The organism is Variovorax sp. WDL1 (assembly GCF_001541225.1).
Classification (GTDB): domain Bacteria; phylum Pseudomonadota; class Gammaproteobacteria; order Burkholderiales; family Burkholderiaceae_C; genus Variovorax.
The window spans coordinates 27,832-47,773 of sequence record NZ_LMTS01000300.1 but is presented as its reverse complement, the minus strand read 5'-3'; the positions used below and the strand labels follow the sequence as shown (position 1 = coordinate 47,773).

Annotated in this window: 21 protein-coding genes; 11 read left to right on the top strand and 10 right to left on the bottom strand. The window is 66.9% G+C overall.

The window, feature by feature from the left end; translation table 11 throughout:
• Positions 1–20: 20 nt before the first annotated feature.
• From APY03_RS35765 to APY03_RS35745, 5 genes are all read right to left on the bottom strand, one after another.
• Positions 21–1,034 (bottom strand): formylglycine-generating enzyme family protein, encoded by a 1,014-nt coding sequence (locus APY03_RS35765; RefSeq protein ID WP_068684934.1) that lies wholly within the window; start codon positions 1,032–1,034, stop codon positions 21–23.
• 9 nt (positions 1,035–1,043) lie between these two features.
• The gene (locus tag APY03_RS35760; RefSeq protein ID WP_068684932.1) at positions 1,044–1,865 is read right to left on the bottom strand and encodes an alpha/beta fold hydrolase; all 822 of its coding nucleotides are present in this window, start codon (positions 1,863–1,865) and stop codon (positions 1,044–1,046) included.
• Between the two features lie 107 nt (positions 1,866–1,972).
• Positions 1,973–3,058, bottom strand: coding sequence for a hypothetical protein (locus APY03_RS35755; RefSeq protein ID WP_146039665.1), 1,086 nt, complete (start codon positions 3,056–3,058; stop codon positions 1,973–1,975).
• The gene (locus APY03_RS35750; protein WP_068684928.1) at positions 3,055–3,576 is read right to left on the bottom strand and encodes a hypothetical protein; all 522 of its coding nucleotides are present in this window, start codon (positions 3,574–3,576) and stop codon (positions 3,055–3,057) included. The genes APY03_RS35755 and APY03_RS35750 overlap by 4 nt, the downstream gene beginning before the upstream one ends.
• Positions 3,577–3,593: 17 nt before the next feature.
• Positions 3,594–4,415 (bottom strand): alpha/beta fold hydrolase, encoded by an 822-nt coding sequence (locus APY03_RS35745; protein WP_068684971.1) that lies wholly within the window; start codon positions 4,413–4,415, stop codon positions 3,594–3,596.
• Positions 4,416–4,604: 189 nt separating this feature from the next.
• Between APY03_RS35745 and APY03_RS35740 the strand changes: the two genes are divergently transcribed.
• A complete protein-coding gene (locus APY03_RS35740) occupies positions 4,605–7,463 on the top strand; it encodes an ATP-binding protein (protein WP_068684926.1) in 2,859 nt (952 codons plus the stop codon).
• A gap of 36 nt (positions 7,464–7,499) precedes the next feature.
• Here the strand turns inward: APY03_RS35740 and APY03_RS35735 are convergent, their stop codons facing one another.
• The 4 genes from APY03_RS35735 to APY03_RS35720 all read right to left on the bottom strand — a co-directional run bounded on the left by APY03_RS35735 (position 7,500) and on the right by APY03_RS35720 (position 9,201).
• Positions 7,500–8,171, bottom strand: coding sequence for a methyltransferase family protein (locus APY03_RS35735; RefSeq protein WP_068684969.1), 672 nt, complete (start codon positions 8,169–8,171; stop codon positions 7,500–7,502).
• A complete protein-coding gene (locus APY03_RS35730) occupies positions 8,152–8,397 on the bottom strand; it encodes a DUF2933 domain-containing protein (protein WP_068684924.1) in 246 nt (81 codons plus the stop codon). Before APY03_RS35730 ends, APY03_RS35735 begins: the two co-directional genes overlap by 20 nt.
• A 17-nt stretch (positions 8,398–8,414) precedes the next feature.
• A complete protein-coding gene (locus APY03_RS45800; RefSeq protein ID WP_443082865.1) occupies positions 8,415–8,669 on the bottom strand; it encodes a hypothetical protein in 255 nt (84 codons plus the stop codon).
• Positions 8,670–8,922: 253 nt separating this feature from the next.
• Positions 8,923–9,201, bottom strand: coding sequence for a heavy-metal-associated domain-containing protein (locus tag APY03_RS35720; protein WP_068684920.1), 279 nt, complete (start codon positions 9,199–9,201; stop codon positions 8,923–8,925).
• Between the two features lie 109 nt (positions 9,202–9,310).
• Here APY03_RS35720 and APY03_RS45435 point away from each other — a divergent pair, with 109 nt between their 5' ends.
• Positions 9,311–9,442 (top strand): hypothetical protein, encoded by a 132-nt coding sequence (locus APY03_RS45435; RefSeq protein WP_269475640.1) that lies wholly within the window; start codon positions 9,311–9,313, stop codon positions 9,440–9,442.
• Here APY03_RS45435 and APY03_RS35715 read toward each other — a convergent pair.
• On the bottom strand, positions 9,429–9,893 hold the full coding sequence (locus APY03_RS35715; RefSeq protein ID WP_068684918.1) for a hypothetical protein: 465 nt from the start codon (positions 9,891–9,893) through the stop codon (positions 9,429–9,431). The genes APY03_RS45435 and APY03_RS35715 overlap by 14 nt on opposite strands.
• Before the next feature lie 176 nt (positions 9,894–10,069).
• Here APY03_RS35715 and APY03_RS35710 point away from each other — a divergent pair, with 176 nt between their 5' ends.
• The 9 genes from APY03_RS35710 to APY03_RS35665 form a co-directional block, all read left to right on the top strand.
• The gene (locus tag APY03_RS35710; RefSeq protein WP_068684916.1) at positions 10,070–12,301 is read left to right on the top strand and encodes a copper-transporting P-type ATPase; all 2,232 of its coding nucleotides are present in this window, start codon (positions 10,070–10,072) and stop codon (positions 12,299–12,301) included.
• Positions 12,302–12,871: 570 nt separating this feature from the next.
• Positions 12,872–13,216, top strand: coding sequence for a hypothetical protein (locus APY03_RS35700; protein WP_068684912.1), 345 nt, complete (start codon positions 12,872–12,874; stop codon positions 13,214–13,216).
• A gap of 80 nt (positions 13,217–13,296) precedes the next feature.
• Positions 13,297–14,694, top strand: a complete 1,398-nt coding sequence (locus APY03_RS35695; RefSeq protein ID WP_068684910.1) for a TolC family protein — start codon at positions 13,297–13,299, stop codon at positions 14,692–14,694.
• Positions 14,695–14,718: 24 nt separating this feature from the next.
• Entirely contained in the window at positions 14,719–16,134 is a 1,416-nt protein-coding gene (locus APY03_RS35690) for a multicopper oxidase family protein (RefSeq protein ID WP_068684908.1), read from the top strand.
• 39 nt (positions 16,135–16,173) lie between these two features.
• Positions 16,174–16,674: a cupredoxin domain-containing protein gene (locus tag APY03_RS35685; protein WP_068684906.1), complete on the top strand. Its 501-nt coding sequence runs from the start codon at positions 16,174–16,176 to the stop codon at positions 16,672–16,674.
• A 40-nt stretch (positions 16,675–16,714) separates the two neighbouring features.
• A complete protein-coding gene (locus APY03_RS35680; RefSeq protein ID WP_068684904.1) occupies positions 16,715–17,065 on the top strand; it encodes a copper-binding protein in 351 nt (116 codons plus the stop codon).
• A gap of 61 nt (positions 17,066–17,126) precedes the next feature.
• Positions 17,127–18,365, top strand: a complete 1,239-nt coding sequence (locus APY03_RS35675) for a glycosyltransferase family 4 protein (protein ID WP_083944797.1) — start codon at positions 17,127–17,129, stop codon at positions 18,363–18,365.
• A gap of 83 nt (positions 18,366–18,448) precedes the next feature.
• Complete coding sequence (locus APY03_RS35670; protein ID WP_068684902.1) at positions 18,449–18,832, top strand: hypothetical protein; 384 nt, start codon at positions 18,449–18,451, stop codon at positions 18,830–18,832.
• 120 nt (positions 18,833–18,952) lie between these two features.
• Positions 18,953–19,942 (top strand): TolC family protein (locus APY03_RS35665; RefSeq protein WP_232324535.1); only part of this gene is annotated, 990 nt, incomplete at its 3' end.

Here is a 19,942-nt window from a genome sequence, read left to right as displayed (position 1 = left end):
GTCAAGTCGACGCAGACTTGCTAGGGCCTGACTGGATGCTGGCCGGATGCGCCGGTCCGGTCGTCCCGCGCCAGCCGGATGCCCACCAGCGTGTAGCGTGTGTCCGGCGCGTTCCAGTTGCGATAGGCCGCGCGGGCGTAGAAGGGCCAGGTGTGCCAGGAGCCGCCGCGGCGCACCCGCACCTTGCCCTCGGCGGGGCCCTGCGGGTCGTCGAGCGGCGACTGCGCGTAGTAGTGATCGCCATGCCAGTCGGCCACCCACTCCCAGGCATTGCCGTGCATGTCGTAAAGGCCCCATGCGTTCGGCGCGAAGCGGCCGACCGGCGCAGTGAAGGCGTAGCCATCGTCGCCGTCCAACGCCATCGATTGCCAGCGCGCCCAGTACCGGGCGCTGCTCGCGTCGAACACGTTGGCCGCGCCCAGCAGCGAGCGGGGTTCCTCGCCCGAGCTGTAGCGGCTGCGGGTGCCGGCGCGGCAGGCGTACTCCCACTCGGCTTCGGTCGGCAGGCGGTAACGGCGCCCTTCGGTCCTGCTCAGCCAGGCGGCCAGCGCCTGGGCATCGTTCCAGGTCACGTTGACGACCGGATGGTCGTCGCCTTGGGTGAAGCCGGGATTGCGCCACGAGTAGCGGGGATCACGGCCTTCGAATGCATCGCCGCGCGTCGTGGCTGCCGGGTCGTAGTCGGCACGCCAGCCGTAGCCGCCGGTTCCGTCGGCCACCGACTCGGGCACGTAGCCCGAGGCTTCCACGAAGCGCCGGAACTGGCCGACCGTGACCTCGTGCTGGCCCATCCAGAAGGAGCGCGTGATGCGCACTCGGTGAACCGGGCCTTCGTCGTCCAGTTGCGCGAATCGCCTCGTCGGCAATTGCGGAAAGGCGCGAGCCAATGATTCGGGCGCTTCGTCGCTGCCCATCAGGAACTCGCCGGCCGGCAGTTTCACAAAGGCCATGCCGAGGCTGTTGCGTTCGACCTCGGCGGCGTGGGCGCCGCCAAAGACCATGGCCAGGAACAGGATCAGGAGGCAGCGCTTCATGTGTGCAGATCAGCCCTTCACGAACGCGAGCAGGTCGGCATTGATCACGTCGGGATGCGTCGCGCACATGCCGTGCGGCAGGCCGGGATAGACCTTGAGCTGCGCGTTCTTCACCAACTCGGCCGACATGAGGCCCGAGGCGCCGATGGGCACGATCTGGTCGTCGTCGCCGTGCATCACCAGGGTGGGCACATCGATTTTCTTCAGGTCTTCGGTGAAGTCGGTTTCCGAGAAGGCCTTGATGCAGTCGTAGTGGGCCTTGATGCCGCCCATCATGCCCTGCAGCCACCAGTGCTGGCGTATGCCTTCGGAGATCTTGGCGTCCGGCCGGTTGTAGCCGTAGAAGGGCAGGGTAATGTCCCGGTAGAACTCCGCGCGGTTTCCGGCAACGCCGGCGCGGATGCCGTCGAACACATCGATTGGCAGGCCGCCCGGGTTGCCGGCTGTCTTGAGCATCAGCGGCGGTACCGCACCGATCAGCACGGCCTTGGCGACGCGCTTCGTGCCGTGGCGCCCGAGATAGCGCGCGACTTCGCCGCCGCCGGTGGAGTGCCCGACGTGAATCGCGTCCTTCAGGTCCAGCGCGTCGGTGAGCGCGGCCAGGTCGTCGGCGTAGGTGTCCATCTCGTTGCCAGTCCAGGTCTGGGTGGACCGCCCGTGCCCGCGGCGGTCATGCGCAATGACCCGGTAGCCTTGCGCCAGGAAGAACAGCATCTGGTTGTCCCAGTCGTCGGCCGACAGAGGCCAGCCGTGGGAGAACACAATCGGCTGGCCCTTGCCCCAGTCCTTGTAGTAGATCTCTGTGCCGTCCTTGGTGGTGATCGTGCTCATGGTGTTCCTTGCCAGTGGTGTGTCGCCGCGCGGAAGCCTCTTTGGACGCCGGCGCGGATTCGGCGGCCGAGGCGGGGAAATCGGTTTTGCCAGCCAGCTGCGGCTCGTCAGCGGATGGCGCCGGGTATTCTGAAGCGGACCAGGTTCCACCGGGTCACCTGCTCCTCCCACTCGTCGCCCTCGGCCGCCGTCAGCGGCAAGGCGAGGTTCGTGACCACCATCCAGTCGCCCTGCACGGCGGTGGTCGCCGGAAACAGCAGGCCTCGCGGGGCGCCATCGTCGGCGATGCCTTCGAACTCGCCGGCCCGGACCAAGGTGCGGCCCTTTTCGTCCAGTCCGAGCACGACGTCCGCCTGGTTCGAAGCGATCCACAGGAGGCCCTTGTAGAACAGCAAGCCGTCGGCGCCGAACACGCTCTCCGCGACGATCTCGATCGCGCCAGTAGACGGCGCCATGCGCAGCAGCCGGCCGTCCCCTGCGTTGTTGAGAAAAAGCGCGCTCTCGTCGGCATTGAAGGCCAGCCCGTTGGCGCCGAAGGGCAAGACCCCCGCAGTGGCCAGCAGCGGATCGCGCGACAGCACCTGCAGCATGCACGGTGCGCAACTTGTCGCCCGCTCGATGCGATAGATAGCGCCCTGGAACGAGTCGGAAATGTAGAGGTTGCGCGCCTTGTCGAAGACCATGCCGTTGGGTGCCGCGAAGCCGCTCGATCCGAAGCTGATGATGTCCTTGCTCCCGTCGGGGTTCGCAATCGATCTCGGCGGCGGCGCAGGAGGCGTGAGCGGCTTGAAGTCGACCAGGTCCTCGACCAATGTCGAGGCGGTGAATTCGGCGTCGATGCGCTGCAGCTTCGATGCACCGAAGTTCAGGATGTAGAGCTTGCCGTCGGCGTACTCGATGCCGGTCAGGGGAGTTGCACCGAAGCTCTTCTGCGCCAGCAGCCGCCCCTCCCGCGAATAGCGCAGCAGTTGGTTGTTGCGCGCCGCCTCGGGCATGCGCGCATCGAAGGTCGCAACGTAGATCTCCTGGTTTGCCGGGTTGGACGTCAGTCCTTCCGGATGGCGTACGTTGTCAGGAAGGCTGATGAAGGGCTCCACGCTGATGCGGATCGGGCCCTGGCCGGCCGCCTGCGCCACACCGGCAAAGCCGAGCAGCACGAACGCTGACGCAAGAATGCACCTGAACGCGTTCATGGCCGTGCACCCCCGACGGCCGGCATCGATTTTTGCGAACGCAGCTTGAGGAGGCGGCGAACCTGCAGGGCGGCCCCGGCGACGAACAGGACGAAGCAGGCCCCGACGGCCTTCTGCAGGGCCGGATCCGCGGGGCCCGAGAACAGGGGTGCACCGACCGGCAGGCGGGTGAAAGTCTCGGTCAGTCCCGGAATCATGTGGAAGAACAAGGTGGCGCTGTAGCCGACCGTCGCCACGTAGGGCGAGGCGCTGCCGAAGACACGCCCCCTTGTCGCCAACCCTGCCAGCCCCGGCACCAGCAGCGTGACGACGCCCAGCGCATGCGGCTTGCCGAAGCCGCCGTGCTGGAAGATGCCGAAGCCGGTGAGGCAGGTCAGCACCGTGGTCCAGACGTAGGCGCGCCCGAGCAACGTGGCGGGCGAGATCTCCAGGTGGCGCGCGAGCGCAAGGACGCCCGACGCCAGCGCCACGAGGCTGATGGCGGTGTGGATCGCGCCCAGGGGTGTCAGTCCAAGCATGGTGTTCTCCTTTGGTTTCAGTCTTCCAGAAAGGCGAGCAGGTCGGCATTGACCCGGTCTGCGTGCGTCGAGCAAATACCGTGCGAGCCGCCCGCGTACACCTTGAGCGTCGAGTTCCGGACGCGTTTCGACGCCGCCGAGGCGGAGGCGACGAAGGGCACGAATTGATCGTCGCCGCCGTGGATGAAAAGCGTCGGCACGTTGAACTTCTTCAGGTCCTCGCTGAAGTCCGACTCGGAGAAGGCCTCGATGCAGTCGTACTCGGGGCGGACGCCGCCCCGCATGCCGCGCAGGCAGAAGCAGTCGATCACCGCTTGCGAGCGCTTCGCGCCAGGCCGGTCGTACCCATGAAACGCCACGGCGAGATCCTGGAAGAACTGGGGCCGGTTTGCGGCGACGCCGGCCCGGAGGCCGTCGAACACGTGCATCGGCAGCCCTTGCGGATTCGTGGCCGTCTTCAGCATGAGCGGAGGCACCGCACCGATCAGCACGATCCGCCCGATCCGCCGGGTGCCATGGAGGCCGACGTAGCGGGCGACCTCGCCTCCTCCCGTCGAGTGGCCGACCAAGGCGGCGGACTTCAGGTCGAGCGCTTCGATCAGGATCGCGAGGTCGTCCGCGAAGGTGTCCATGTCGTTGCCGGTCGCCGGCTGGTCCGAGCGCCCGTGCCCGCGGCGGTCGTGCGCGATCACGCGGTAGCCGTTGTGCAGCAGGAACAGCATCTGCGCATCCCAGGCGTCCGCGTCGAGCGGCCAGCCATGGGAGAAAACGACGGGCCGACCCGTGCCCCAATCCTTGTAGAAGATCCTGGTTCCGTCCTGTGACCTGACGTAGCTCATGGGGTTCTCCTGAATCAGCGAGAAGATGGCCGGGTGATGGCGCAAAGGTACCGGGGCACCTCCTGGGCGTCCCGGATGCACGCTGGCGAAATCTGAAAACGCCTGAAAACTGCGCTTTCGGCGTATTCACCCCGCGCACCGAGGGCCCTTAAACTCCGCGCACCCCGGCTGCGCAGGCCCCTTTTCAGGATGAAACTCGCCGCTTCCCCGAGCCCGTCGTTCGCATTCGGCCGCTGCCAGGTGTCGGTCCCGCGGCGCGAACTGCTGCGTGAAGGCCTGCCCGTCGGCCTGGGCGGCCGGGCCTTCGACATCCTGGTTGCCCTGGTCGAGGGAAGGGGCGCCGTGGTCACCAAGGACGATCTGATCTTGCGAGCCTGGCCCGGGCGGATCGTCGAGGAGAACACGCTGGAGGCCCAGATCTCGGCGCTGCGCCGCGCGCTGGGCAACGACCGGACGGTGATCCGAACGGTCCCCGGTCGCGGCTACCAGTTTGTCGGCGACATCGCCGACGGGCTCGACGCTCCTGGTCTGGAGGGCGAGCAGGCCGCGCCGCGCGCCGCCTCGGCGACGCGTGCGCTGCCGGTGAGCCTGACGCCCCTGGTTGGCCGCGACACCGCTTTGCGGGAGATCGTCGAGCTCGCCGCGAGCAACCGGCTGATCACCCTTGTGGGCGCCGGCGGGGTCGGCAAGACGCGGTTGGCTGTCGAAGCCGCCCGCAGCCTGGCGGGGAGATTTCCGGATGGCGTTTCGATCGCGGAGTTGGGGCCTGTGGGGACCGCGGAGTTTCTCCCCGCCACCGTTGCGGAGGCGCTCGGCTTTCCGCCAGGCGCAGGCACTCCGTCGCTGGATCGCATCGCCTCGGCGATCAGCCATCGGCGCATCCTGCTCGTGCTGGACAACTGCGAGCACCTGGTCGACGCTGCTGCGCAGATCACCGAGAAGCTGTTGCGCGCCGGGCCATTCGCGAGCGTCATCGCGACGAGCCGCGAGGCGCTCAAGGTGGACGGCGAATATGTCTACCGGGTCGCATCGCTCGACGTACCTGGCGAGGAGGTCCGTGACGTCGACGAGATGCTGGCCTTTGGCGCCCTGCAGCTCTTCGATGCCCGCGCCCCTTCCGCCGGCAGCGAAGACCCGGCCGGCAAGGCGCAGGCTGCCGAGCTCAAGGCTCGCATCTGCCGCCAGCTCGACGGCATTCCCCTGGCCATCGAACTGGCCGCCGCGCGCGTGCGTGTCTTCGGGCTGGAGGGCGTTGCCGACCGGATCGAAGACCGGTTCAACTTGCTCACCGGCGGAGCCCGCACTGCCCTGCCGCGGCAGAAGACGCTGCGCGCCACCCTGGACTGGAGCTACGGGCTGCTGTCTGTGCAGGAGCGCGAGGTGCTCGGCAGGCTGGGGGTCTTTTTCGGGTCTTTCTCCGTGGAGTCGGCCTCGGCCGTCGCTGCGTCCGCGGACCTTCCGTCGGCCGCGGTGGTCGAGTGCCTCTCCCAATTGGTGGAGAAGTCCCTCATCACGGTGGATGGTGCGGCCCGCGCGAGGTATCGCCTCCTGGAGACCACCCAGGTCTATGCCCGCGAGAAGATGCAGTCCCGCGGCGTCCTGCGGGAGTACTCGCTGCGTCACGCGCAACACCACCGCGATCTCTTCGTGCGCGCCGAGATGGAGTGGGAAACCCTGCCCACGCCCGAGTGGGTCACCCGGTACGCCGGTTATCTCGAGGGGCTGCGGACGGCGCTCAACTGGAGCTTTTCGCCGGAAGGCGACCCGTCGCTCGGTGTCGAGCTGACCACGTGTGCCGTGTCGCTGTGGATGCACTTCGGGCTGCTCGAGGAATGCCTGGCTCGCGTGAACCAGGCCCTTGCCCATCTCGACGATGAAGAGGTGGTGGACAGTCGTTCCCGGATGAAGCTGTATGCCGCGAAGGGCGCCTCCCTGCTCTACCAGGGCGTTGGCTCCGAGACCGGCGCCGCCTTCAGGCACGCACTCGAGTACGCGCAGAGGCTGGACGACGATGAGTACCGGTTGCGCGCGACCTGGGGAATGTGGAGCGTCACCTACCTCAACGGCAACTACGGCGCCGCCCTGGCCTTGGCGCGCCGCTTCTCGGCACTGGCCGACGCGCGGCCTCACCAGGCCGACCGGCACATCGGCATCCGGATGACAGGCATGTCGCTCCTCTGCCTGGGACGCCTGGACGAGGCCCGCGGCGGGCTGCAACGCGTGGCCGAGTGCTACGAGGCGCCGGTGTACCGGTCGCACCAGACCCGCTTCATCTACGAGCAGAAGATGATCGCCCTGAGCTCGCTGGCGCACACGCTGTGGCTCCAAGGCTTTGCCGACCAGGCCATGCGCGCGGCGCGGCAGGCAGTGGAAGGCGCACGCGCCCTCGACCACGCGCCCTCGATCTGCTACGCCCTCACCGAAGGACTGTGCGCAATAGCCGTACTGACCGGCGGCGTGTCCGTGCTGGGGGATCCGGCCGCAGCGGCCGTCGCGGCCACCCGCCGCCACGGCATCTCGACCTGGAAGGCACGCGGTCGCATGTGGAAAGGCCTGTTTGCGCTTGGCGCGGGCGATGGGCGAGCGTATGAACGCGACCTGCGTCCGGCATTCGACGAGATCGGAGAAGCGCTCTACGTGCTGCACTACACGGGCTTCGTTTCGGCAGTGTGCGAGGCGCTGGGCCGGCTCGGCCGCGAAGACGAGGGGATCGAGCTGGCCACGGCGGGCATCGAGCGCGCCCGGCGCTTCGAGGATCGATGCTCGTTGTCGGAGCTGCTGCGCGCGAAGGCGGACCTGATGGCCCGCAGGCCCGAGACAAGCCACCTGGCCGAGGCCCTTCTCGTCCAGGCGGTGGAGACATGCAGGCAGCACGAAGCCCTGGCCTGGCGGCTTCGATGCGCGGCGAGCCTGGCGGCCTTGTGGATGAAGGATGGCCGGGTGGAGGATGCGCGCGGCTTGTTGCGGCCCGTGTATGAAAGCTTTTCGGAGGGATTCGACACGCAGGACCTCCGGGCGGCCAGGCATTTGCTCGAGGCGATGCGCTAGCAGCCGATTCGGTCTCTCTGCTCCCACGCGGCGTCATCACCCGCCGTGGCTGCGGAATGGTCGACCACGGCCGGCCCGCGCGAGGTACGGAATGAATCGAGGCGTGACCGCCGCGTACTCGCGCCACGCGTCGCCGAACGCGGCTTCGGAGTCACGCTCTTCGGAGCTGGCCAGCCGCACGTACATGACCACCAGCACCGGGAACATCGCCAGCGTCAGAAGCGTCGGCCACTGCAGAAGGAAGCCGAACATGATGGCGACGAAGCCGACGTACTGCGGGTGGCGAATGTACCTGTAGGGGCCAGCGACAGCCAACTGTTGTCTGCGCTGTGCGTCGTACAGCACATGCCACGCTTTCGACAGCAGCATGAAGCCCGCGAAGATGAAGAGGAAGCTCAAGATGTGGAAGGCTCCCAAGTGCGGGCTTCCGTGCTGGCCTGTCACCAGCCACCACAGATGCCCGGCATCGTGCCCCAGCAGGTTGACGTTCGGGAACCTCGAGCCGAGCCAGCCCGAGAGCAGGTAGATCGTCAGCGGGAACCCGTACATCTCGGCGAACAGCGCCACGATGAATCCCGAGTAGGCGCCGAAGCTGCGCCAGTCCCTCAGGTTCGCCGGCTTGAAGAAGCTGTACGCGAATCCGACAAAGATGATGGAATTCAGGACGACGAGGCCCCAGAGGCCGTAATCATTGGCGGCGCTGTTCATCATCGTCGCTTCCAGGTGGGCCGTGCCGATGTCCGTGGCCGTGTCCGCGGTGCATGAACAAATGCATCAGTGGGCAGGCCAGGACGAACAGGTACGGTAGAACACCGAACAGGTGCGCAGTGTGCTCTGTGACCAGGTAGAACCCGCCGACCGCCGCAGCGACCAGCAGGCCCAGACCTGCGGGCGAGCGCCGGAAGGACTGCGGCTCGTGATGCTCGTGATTCATGACGGGACTCCCGTCTTTCACTTGCCTGCAGGTGCGCGTGCCGCCTCGCGGTCCATCATCATCTGCATCATCATTTCCATCATCTCCATGCGCTTGCCCATCATCTCGGGACTCATGGACTTGCCGCCGCCCTGGGTGCCGGGCGTCTTCATCTGATCCATCATCGCCATGCCACCCTGCATGGACTTCATGTGCTCGGCCATCAGCGCCTGGCGTTCCGCGGGCGTCTTTGCAGCCCTCATCTTTTCGTGCATCTCCTGCATGGACTTCATCCTCATGTCCATCTGTGCCGAAGCCGCTGCCGGCGCAGAAGCGCTGGATGGGTGATGCGCAGCGTGGTCCTTTTCGGACTGCACCGCTGCGCAGCCTGAAAGCCCTAGAACAAGGCCAAGAGCAATGATTGGGCGCATACGGGACCTCCAGGTATCTCGTTCGAAGTATCACGGTCGCAGAACAGACGCCCTTGATCTGCATCAAAGCGAGCGGCGGCAGAGGCTGCAACTGCCGGCGGGCGCCCTTGCGCTGTCAGCTGCGGCAGCCCAACCCGGAACCGCAGCAGCACCCACCGCTGCGCGCGGGCGCCGCCGCCTGTGCCGCTTGTTCCTCGACCGGCACAGGTGTATAGCCAGCCTTTGCGATGGCGGCACCGAGTTCCAGCGCGTTGGCCTCCCTTGGCTCGATCCGAACCCGACGCGTTGCCAGGTCGACCTGAACCTCGGAACCCGGATCGACGGACCGAACCGCCTGTGCGATGGAGCTGGCGCAGTGGCCACAGGTCATGTCGCTGACTTCAAAGGTAATCATTGCTATACGCTCATGGTGATTTCGATGAGACCGAATGTGAAGCTTCCCATGATGGGAATGTCAAGGGCCAAGCCATACCGCCCGCGGCCACCAGCTTGCAAACCCGGGAGTGCGGAAGAATTTCGAGGACGGGGGGATCACCCCGATCGGCGCGGGGCCGAAGCAGTTCGCTGCCTTCCTGAAGAACGAAGAGAGCAAGTTCGGCGCAATCGTCGCCAAGGGAGGCATCAAGGCCGAGTAGCCTGGAGAGCGCTCGCAAGTCGCTCCAGCGTTGCGAGCTGCCAGTTCCTCTCGGCGACGAACGACTCGGGATCGCAGACTGCGCCATAGCCGCCGCTGCCGTAGACGGCAGCGTACGCGGCGTAGTCTGCCGCCTGAACAGCCCGGCCGGCAAGCGCATTCGCCACGGCATAACTTGCCGATACGGCCGCATGACCAACGCCGTCCAATGATCGGGAACCTTGATGCTGATTGGCCAGCGCCGCAGCCTCTGCCGCAGCCTGATCGAGCGCACCTCGATCCGCCCCGCCCTTGACGTACGTCACCAGGACGTCGAGACAGCACGTGACACTCTCATCCTCGAGCAAGTGACGGACTCGTTCAACGCATTCGCAGGCGAACGCCAGCTTCAGCGCCTCATACTGCGCAGACGATTCATATGCCTGCAGGGCTGAAGAAACTGCATCGGTCATGACTCGTGGTCTCCTGTGATGACGCGAGGCGGACTCCGCTACCGGGCCGCAAGCAGTTGCTCGGACGGGGCATGCGGCAGATGGAAACGTGCCATCGGCACGCGCGTGCATCGGTGCGCCCTTGACCTTACCACGCTGGCAAGGTTGATACTGCCACCCAAGACCAGGAGAACGCCATGCCGCCATCCAGCGCGGAACAACACCGCCACGAGCACAGCCATTCAGGGCACTCCTCCCATCACGGACCTTCGGAGGCCAAGTCAACGGCGGCGACGCCATCTGGCGAACAGGTGGCGTACACCTGCCCGATGCACCCGCAGATCCGGCAGATGGGGCCCGGCAATTGCCCGATCTGCGGCATGGCGCTGGAGCCCGTCGTGGCGACCGAGACGGCTGGCGAAAGCCCCGAGCTGCGCGACATGACACGGCGCTTCTGGATCGGTAGCGCGCTCACCGCCCCGGTGTTCGCGTTGGAGATGGGTGGCCACCTGACCAACCTCAATCACCTTCTCGGCCAACAGCTGTCGAACTGGATCCAATTGCTCCTGGGTACGCCCGTGGTGCTGTGGGCCGGCTGGCCCTTCTTCGTACGTGCAGCAGCGTCGGTGAAGAACCGCAGCCTGAACATGTTCTCGCTCATCGCGCTGGGCACGGGGGCGGCCTGGCTCTACAGCGTGGTGGGCACGGTGGCGCCGCAACTGTTTCCCGCGGAGCTGCGTCTGCCCGACGGCGCCGTGCAGATCTACTTCGAGGCGGCCGCGGTCATCACCGTGCTGGTGCTGCTCGGCCAGGTCCTCGAGCTGCGAGCGCGCGAGAAGACATCGGGCGCCATCAAGGCGCTGCTGGGGCTCGCTCCGAAGACCGCTCTCAGGGTTCGCCAGGACGGGACGGACGAGACGGTCCAGGTCGATGCCATCCAGGTCGCTGACCTGCTGCGTGTGCGCCCGGGCGAGAAGGTGCCGGTGGACGGCGAGCTCACCGAGGGCAAAGGCAACGTCGACGAATCGATGGTCACGGGCGAACCCATCCCGGTCGCGAAGGCCGTGGGTTCCAAGGTCACTGCAGGCACGCTCAACCAGACCGGCGGCTTCGTGATGCGTGCCGAGAAGGTCGGCGCCGACACCCTGCTCTCGCAGATCGTGCACATGGTGGCCGCCGCGCAGCGCAGCCGCGCTCCTATCCAGAGGATGGCCGACCAGGTCGCCGGCTGGTTCGTGCCGGTCGTCATTCTGGTGGCCCTGCTGACCTTTGCGGTATGGCTGGTGTGGGGGCCCTCGCCTGCCTTCAGCTACGCACTCATCACCGCGGTGGCCGTCCTCATCATCGCCTGCCCCTGTGCGCTCGGCCTGGCCACGCCCATGTCGATCATGGTGGGGGTCGGCCGGGGCGCCCAGCACGGCGTGCTCATCCGGGACGCCGAGGCGCTGGAACGCATGGAGAAGGTCGACACGCTGGTGGTCGACAAGACGGGCACGCTCACCGAAGGCCGCCCGAAGGTGGTCCACATCGAACCTGCGCCCGGATTCACCGCGGATGACGTGCTCCAGAAGCTCGCCAGCGTCGAGCGTGCCAGCGAACATCCCCTGGCCATGGCCATCGTGATGGACGCCCAGGAGCGCAAGCTGCCGCTGTCGCCGGTGACCGACTTCGACTCGCCGGTCGGCAAGGGTGTCATCGGCACGGTCGACGGGGAGGTCGTCGTCTCCGGCAGCGGCAAGTTCCTGGCCGAGCATTCCATCGATGTCGGCAGGCTCGAAGCGCCGGCGGAAATCCAGCGCCAGAAGGCAGCCACGGTGATCTTCGTGGGCACGGGCGGCAACCTGGCCGGCTTCGTCGCGATCGCCGACCCCATCAAGGCGACGACTCCGTCCGCCCTGCAGGCGCTGAAGGCTGCCGGCGTCCGGATCGTGATGCTCACCGGCGACGGCAAGACGACTGCCGAGGCAGTCGGGCGCCAGCTCGGCATCGACGAGGTGGTCGCGGAAGTGTTTCCCGAAGACAAGGCCGCGGTGGTTCAGCGACTGAAGTCCGAAGGCCGCGTGGTCGCCATGGCCGGCGATGGGGTCAATGACGCCCCTGCCCTGGCCGCGGCCGAGGTCGGCATCGCGATGGGGACCGGCACCGACGTCGCCATGGAGAGCGCCGGGGTCACGCTGCTCAAGGGCGACCTGATGGGCATCGTGCGGGCCCGATCGCTGTCCCGTGCGACCATGCGGAACATCCGCCAGAACCTGTTTCTTTCATTCGCGTACAACGTCGCCGGAATTCCCTTGGCAGCCGGTGTGCTCTACCCATTCTTCGGGTTGCTGCTGTCTCCGGTGGTTGCCGCCGCGGCGATGGCGTTGTCGTCGGTGAGCGTCATCGGCAATGCGCTGCGCCTGCGCACCGTGAAGGTAGAGCAAGAGTAAGCGTGCGATAGACAAGGTCCGGCAAGCCCCTACAATTTCGGCGATGGTGAATCTCCGCGCAATCCTGCTGTGGCTCATGATGCTTGCAGTGCCCTTCCAGGGCCATGCGGTCGCGGCCATGGCGTTTTGCTCACCCGCGCCGGCGCACTCGAGCTCGGGCGACGCCCATGACCACAGTCGGCACGATCACGGCACGCCAGGCGCGGACCACCACCATTCAAATGTAAGCAGCGATGACAGCGCGGACCAACATGACGCCCCAGGCGCCCACGATGAGCCGTCGGACGCGTCTCACACATGCGGCAATTGCGCCGCATGTCATGCGGTCGGAATGATGCCGACGCTCCACACGCCCATCTTCCACGGCCTGCCCCAGGCCGATCTCGCTGAGCCCCTGCGAGCCATGGCGACTGTGTCGCCCGGCGTTCCCCACAAACCACCTCGCGCGTAACCGCGTCCAGTGCCCGGCAGTTCTGCTGCCGGCGCCGGGACGCGCATGCATCGTTCGTACCGTCACGCCCCTCGCGGGCTCGCTGGCGGCATGCCGTTCATGAACATCGCGAGGATCCCATGTTCAGTTTCCTGCCGGCCCGTTGGCTGGCTGTCTTGCCGGCGCTGGCCGCCTGTGCATCGGGCGCCCAGACCGGCCCCGCGCCCGATACCGCGGTTGCTGCCGAGGCCGCAACACCACTTGCCTACCGCTCCGCCATGGAGGGCTACAAGCCGTTCGTCGACGAAAAACCCGTCCCCTGGAAGGAGGCCAACGAAACCGTCCGTCAGCGAGGCGGCTGGCAGGCCTATGCCAAGGAGGGCGCAGCAGCCGCCGAGGGCAAGCCGGCCGGTGCAACCGATCCACACGCGGGCCATGCCATGCCGAAGCCACCGGCGGCGCCGCCGAAGGAGGGACAGCCATGAGGCGCACGGGCGCTGCAAAGGCGAATGGCACCGTCACCGCAACAGGAGGCCCACGCACTCCAGCAAGGCGGCCGCTGCAGATGACATGCGTCGTGCTGGCCGCCGCATTCCTGGCGGGCTGCGCCTCCGTCGGGATCGACGACGCCCTGAAGGAGACGAATTCCTCGGCATCGCAGTTCACGGGCGGAACGCTCGAGCTCAGCCGCACCGCGCAACAGCGAGAGACTCGAGCCGCCCTCTCGGAAGAGCTGCTCGGCAAGCCCCTGTCCCAGGACGAGGCCGTGCGCCTGGCGCTTGCCAACAGCTCTGCAGTCCAGGCGCTGGTCGCGCAGAGCTGGGCCGATATCGCATCGGCCAACCAGGCGAGCCGGCTGCCCAACCCGGTGTTGACGTTCGAGCGCATGCGCCTGGGCGACGAGCTCGAGATCGGGCGCATGTTGTCGTTCGGGTTGGTGGACCTTCTTCTTCTGCCGCAGCGCCTTTCGATCTCCCGCAGCCAGGCCGCCTCGGCACAGGTGCAGCTGACCGGCACGGTGGTGGACCAGGTGACCCAGGTCCGGCAGGCGTGGGTTCGGGCCGTCGCGGCCCGGCAGTCCCTGCAGTACGCCGAACAGGTCAAGGAATCGGCCGAGGCAAGCGCCGAGCTCGCGCGGCGCATGCAGCTGATCGGCAACTTCAGCAAGCTGCAGCGCGCACGCCAGCAGGTGTTCTATGCCGATGCCACGACGCAGCTCGCATCGGCGCGCCACAGCGCCACCTCGGCGCGCGAGGAACTCGTCCGGGCCCTGGGTCTCGACGCCGGGCAAGCGGCCAGGCTGAAGCTGCCCGAGCGGCTGCCGGACCTCCCCAAGGCGCCCCGCGAAGCACGCGAGGTGGCGGGGGCGGCCGGCGAGCAGCGCCTGGACGTGCAGCAGGCCCGCGCACAGCTCGACGTCGCCGGCAGGTCGCAGGGCATCAACCTCTTGTCGACCTTCATCGATGTCGAGGCCGGCGTGCGCCGGGACACCGTCTTCGACGGCGGCAGCCGTGACACGCGCCGCGGCTTCGAGCTCGACATCCGGCTGCCCCTCTTCGACTGGGGAGGCGCCCAGCGCGATGCGCTGGATGCACAGGCGCTGGCGGCGGCGAACCGCTACGACGCGACCGTCCGCGGCGCGACCTCCCAGCTGCGCGAGGACTATTCCGCCTACCGCACGGCCTACGACATCGCACGCCACTATCGCGACGAGATCGTGCCGCTGCGCCAGGCCATGCAGGACGAGAACGTGCTGCGCTACAACGGGATGCTGATCGGCGTCTTCGAGCTGCTCGCGGAGGCGCGGGACCAGATCACGAGCGTGAACAACGCCATCAACGCCCAGCAGCAGTTCTGGCTGGCCGATGCTGCCCTGGCGGCATCGGTGATCGGCAAGCCCGTCGCCGCATCCGCCCCCATGGCCAGCTCGAGTCCGCAGGGGACCTCCGGCGCCGCCCACTGAACGGCGCCTCGACGCACAACCTACATGACCAACAGACGCAACTTTCTCAACGGTGCCGGTGCCATCACGGGTGCCATTGCCGCCGCTTCGGTCAGCAAGGTGGCAATGGCCGCCCTGCCCGAACCTGTGCTCCAGGACAAGCCTGACACCATGCCGCCGCTCTCGCCATCGACGGGGCGGCCCTACCAGCCGGTCGTCACCCTCAATGGCTGGACGCTGCCCTGGCGAATGAACAACGGCGTCAAGGAGTTCCACCTCGTCGCCGAGCCCGTCGTCCGCGAGATGGCGCCGGGCTTCAAGGCTCACCTGTGGGGCTACAACGGCCAGTCGCCCGGCCCCACCATCGAGGTGGTCGAGGGCGACCGTGTCCGCATCTTCGTCACCAACAAGCTGCCCGAGCACACCAGCATCCATTGGCACGGCCAGCGCCTGCCCAACGGCATGGACGGCGTGACCGGCCTGACCCAGCCGGCCATCCAGCCCGGCAAGACCTTCGTCTACGAGTTCGTCGCGCGCCGGCCGGGCACCTTCATGTACCACCCGCACGCGGACGAGATGACGCAGATGGCGATGGGCATGATGGGCTTCTGGGTCACGCATCCGAAGAGCCGGCATCCGCTGATAGACGAGGTGGACCGCGACTTCGTGTTCCTGCTCAACGCCTACGACATCGAGCCCGGCAGCGCGACGCCGAAGATCATGACCATGCTGGACTTCAACCTGTGGTCGTGGAACAGCCGGGTCTTTCCCGGCATCGACTCGCTCAACGTCAGGCTGAACGACAAGGTGCGCATACGCTTCGGCAATCTGACGATGACCAACCACCCGATGCATCTCCACGGGCACGAGTTCGTCGTCACGGGGACCGACGGCGGCCCGACGCCAAGGAGCACACGCTGGCATGAAGTGACGACCGACGTGGCGGTCGGCCAGATGCGCCAGATCGAGTTCCTCGCCAACGAGGAAGGCGACTGGGCCTTCCACTGCCACAAGAGCCACCACACGATGAACGCGATGGGCCACGACGTGCCCACCATGATCGGCGTCGATCACAAGGACATGGTCAGGAAGATCACCCGGCTCGTGCCCGACTACATGGTGATGGGCGAGCGCGGCATGGCCGACATGACCGAGATGGAGATGCCCCTCCCCGACAACACCGCCGCGATGATGGGCGGCCAGGGACCCTTCGGCTCTGTCGAGATGGGCGGGATGTTCAGCGTCGTCAAGGTGCGTCGCGGACAGAAGCCCGGCGACTACTCGAACCCGGGGTGGTTCAAGCACCCCCAGGGCACGGTGGCCTACGAGTTCGACGGGCAGCCGCCCGATCCGCCTCGGTCCCGCAGCGCAGGCGCAGCCGCCATGCCCACGCGGAACATGCCGGCCAGGGACATCGAGGTCCAGGTCCGCAAGCCGGCCAGCGGCCACTCGGGCCATTGACGGCCGTCCTCTTCACTCATTCCAGCAGAAGGAAATTCCATGAACAGATCCATCCGTATCGCCACGGCCGCAGCAACGATCGCCCTCGCCTCGGCGGCTGCCTTCGCCTCTGGCCAGCATGCCGGCGGCCATGGCCACGTTGAAGCGGTCGGCAAGCCCGGCATCGCCTCGAAGGCGACGCGCACCGTCAACGTCGATATGACGGACGGCATGCGCTTCAATCCCTCCAGCATCCACGTGAAGCAAGGCGAGACCGTGCGCTTCGTCGTCACCAACTCCGGAAAGCTCAAGCACGAGCTGGTGCTCGGCACCGAGAAGGAGCTGAAGGAGCACTACGAAGTCATGAAGAAGCACCCGGAGATGGAACACGCCGACCCGAACATGGTGACCCTCGCCGGCGGCAAGACGGGCGAGATCGTCTGGCAGTTCACCAAGGCGGGCAAGGTGGACTTCGCGTGCCTGCAACCAGGTCACTACGACGCAGGAATGAAGGGCGCTGTGAACGTTGCCAGGGCTGCGCGCAAGCAGGGGCGGAACTGATCGCCGCCTGCTTCTTCAACCTCGACAAACAGGAACTCACATGATCGACATTCGTCTCTCTCTCGCCGCAATGATCGCGGCACTGGCATTCGCAAGCCCGGCTTCGGCACAGCCCGCCAGCAGCCCTGCCGCACCAAGCGCAAGCGTTGCGCCATCGTCGGCTGCCGGCGAACTTGCCGACGGCGAGGTCCGCAAGGTCGACAAGGAGGGCAAGAAGCTCACCCTCCGGCATGGCCCGCTGAAGAACCTCGACATGCCCGCCATGACCATGGTGTTTCAGGTCAGGGAGGAAGCCATGCTCGACAAGGTCCAGGCCGGCGACAAGGTGCGCTTCCAGGCCGAGAAGATCGACGGCAAGTTCACCGTGACGAAGCTCGAAGCCGCACGCTAGGCCCTGGGCCATCGAGACCAGGTGTGCCGGGAGGCACCGCAACGGGCAGAGGAGAACAGACATGACAACTACAGATCGCCGGGGCAACAACCTGCTTGTCGGAGAGATCACTGAAGACGCACAGTCGAACGACGCCGCGGCCGCTGAAGCGCGAATGAAGATCCTGCTGGTCGGCAACTACGAGCCGGACAACCAGGCCAGCATGCGGGCGTTCCTGCGGGTTCTGGAGCGCGAGCTGCCGAACAGCGATTGCGAGTTGCGCGTGACCGCGCCCAGGCGATGGCTTCAGCGCGTGCCACCGTCGTCGCGGCTGTGGAAATGGCTTGGCTACCTCGACAAGTTCGTCCTGTTCGTTCCCACGCTCGCTGCGCAGGCACGATGGGCTGACGTCGTCCACATCTGCGATCACTCCAACAGCATGTATGTGCGCTGGATCAAGGGCAGGCCGACGCTTGTCACGTGCCATGACGTCATCGCCGTGCAAGCGGCCAGGGGCATGGTCGAGGGATGGAGCGTCGGTTGGAGCGGGCGAGTGTTCCAGCGGCTCATCTCGTCGGGACTTGCCAAGGCCGACCTGATCGCTTGCGTCTCGCCGACGACGCAGCGTGCGCTGCTGGACATGCAGCTGGCAGAAGAAGACAAGGTGACGACCGTGCTCAACGGCCTGAACGAGAGCTTCTCGCCGATGCGGCCAGAGGAGGCGGACTCACTCGTTCATCGTTTCGGGCTGGGTCCGCGCGACACCTACCTGATTCATGTCGGATCGGACCTGCCGCGCAAGAACCGCCAAGCGGTCCTCGAGACGTTCATAGCCCTGAAGACCCGTGCCGCTGCGCGCGGCGCCGCACCCCTGGTGAAGTACCTGGTCTTCGTCGGGCCGGAGCTCGATCAGGGCCTGATGGAGCTGGCTTCCAGGCACGGCGTCGCCGAAGAGGTCAGGACTCTGCAGGAAGTCGCCCATGAGGAACTGCGTGCGCTCTACGCCAGGGCAACCGCCTTGGTGTTCCCGTCGCTCCAGGAGGGATTCGGCTGGCCGTTGATCGAAGCCCAGGCCTGTGGTTGCCCGGTCTTCGCGTCCGATCTGCCTCCGATGAACGAGATCGGAGGTCGCGCGGCTCGCTATATCGATCCCCGCGATCCCCAGGCCATGGCGACGGCGATCGAGGACGCAGCCGGGCACCTCGACGAGATGCGGGCGCTGGGCTTGCAGAACGCGCTGCAATACTCGGCTGCGCAGATGATGGCGAACTACGTGGCTGCCTATCGCCGGTTGCTGGAAGCCCGGCGATGCGGCTCATGAGCCTGCAGCAATCCCCTGCGCTTCACCACCCCCGGGATCCGGCATGCGGGCGGCTTCGAGCTGCCCTACACTGCCAGGCGTACATGTCCCGCCCACGCTTTCGTCGCCGCTGCGTCACGGCCGTCCTGCTCGTGATCTCGCTGCTGTTCTCGCAGCTGGCGTTGGCGAGCTATGTCTGTCCCGGACTGCCCGATGCAGCAGCAATGGCCGCAGCGATGGCGGCGGGCCAGCCGTGTGAAGGCATGGATACCGCCCAGCCGGTGCTGTGCCATCAGCACTCGGCCGACATGTCGCTGTCGTTCGAGCCCGTCAAGGCCGCAGCGCCATCGCTGCCCGCCGTCCTGCATGTCCTGGTGATGCCAGCGGTCCTTGCTTCCGATGGCCGCCACCTGCCCGCACAGGTCCACCACGACGAACGGCCACCGCCCGATCCCGTCTACCTCGAAACGCGCAGACTTCGAGTCTGAAATCTCCGACGACCCTGACCGGCGCCGGCGCGGCTTGTCCGCTTGCCGGCGAACGCTTCGTTCGTCCTCGGAGGATCCATGTCCACTCCCCTGCTGCGCGCGGCCACATTCGCCGCCGCCATGCTGCCCTGCCTGGTAGAGGCCGCCCCCCTGTCCCTGGAATCTGCCCTGCAGCTGGCTGTCCAGCGCTCCGAGGCCGCTCGCGCCGGCCGCGCCGGTGTCCTGAGTGCCACGGAGGCCTCCCGAGCAGCCGGCCAGTTGCCTGATCCGGTGCTGCGGATCGGCGTCGACAACCTGCCGGTCACCGGCGCCGACAGATTCAGCACCACGCGCGACTCGATGACGACGAAGCGCATCGGCGTCAGTCAGGAGTGGGTGTCGCCAGCCAAGCGTGCTGCGCGACAGGCTGCAGCGCAAGCGGCAATCGAACGGGAAGCGGTGCAGGCACGGGCCGCCATTGCCGACACTCGCCTGCAGACCGCGTTGGCCTATATCGATGCCCTCTACGCCGCCGAGGCGCTCGAGCTCACCACCGTGATGGAGCACCACGCGCATGAGGAGCTCGAAGCCGCACGCGCCAGGCTCTCGTCCGCAACCGGCAGCAGCCATGACGTGCTTTCCCTCACCGGCGCCAAGGGGAGCTCGGAGGACGAATCGGCCGAGGTACGACAACAGCAAAGCGCCGCCAGGCTTGGGCTCCAGCGCTGGATCGGGGTGATGCCCGATGCGCTGGCACCGGTCCCGGATAAGGCGCTTCCCACCGAAGAGGCCTACGTTGCGGGCCACCCTTCCGTGGCGACGATGCGGCGAGACCTGGAGCTGGCGAAACGGGCGGCGACGGTGGCTCGCACCGAGCGCAAACCGAACTGGACCTGGGAGCTCGCCTACGGCCAGCGTACGGGCTATTCGGACATGGTGTCCTTCGGTGTGGGCATCCCGCTCCCGATTGCACCCGGCGAGCGCCAGGATCGCGAAGCCGCCGCAAGGCTGGCCCTGGTCGAGAAGGCAGAAGCTGCCTTGGTTGAAGCCACGAGAAGCGCGCTCGTCGAGTACCAGGTGCTCTCAAGCGACGCCCGGCGCTTGCAGCAACGCCTCGATCGCTATCGCACC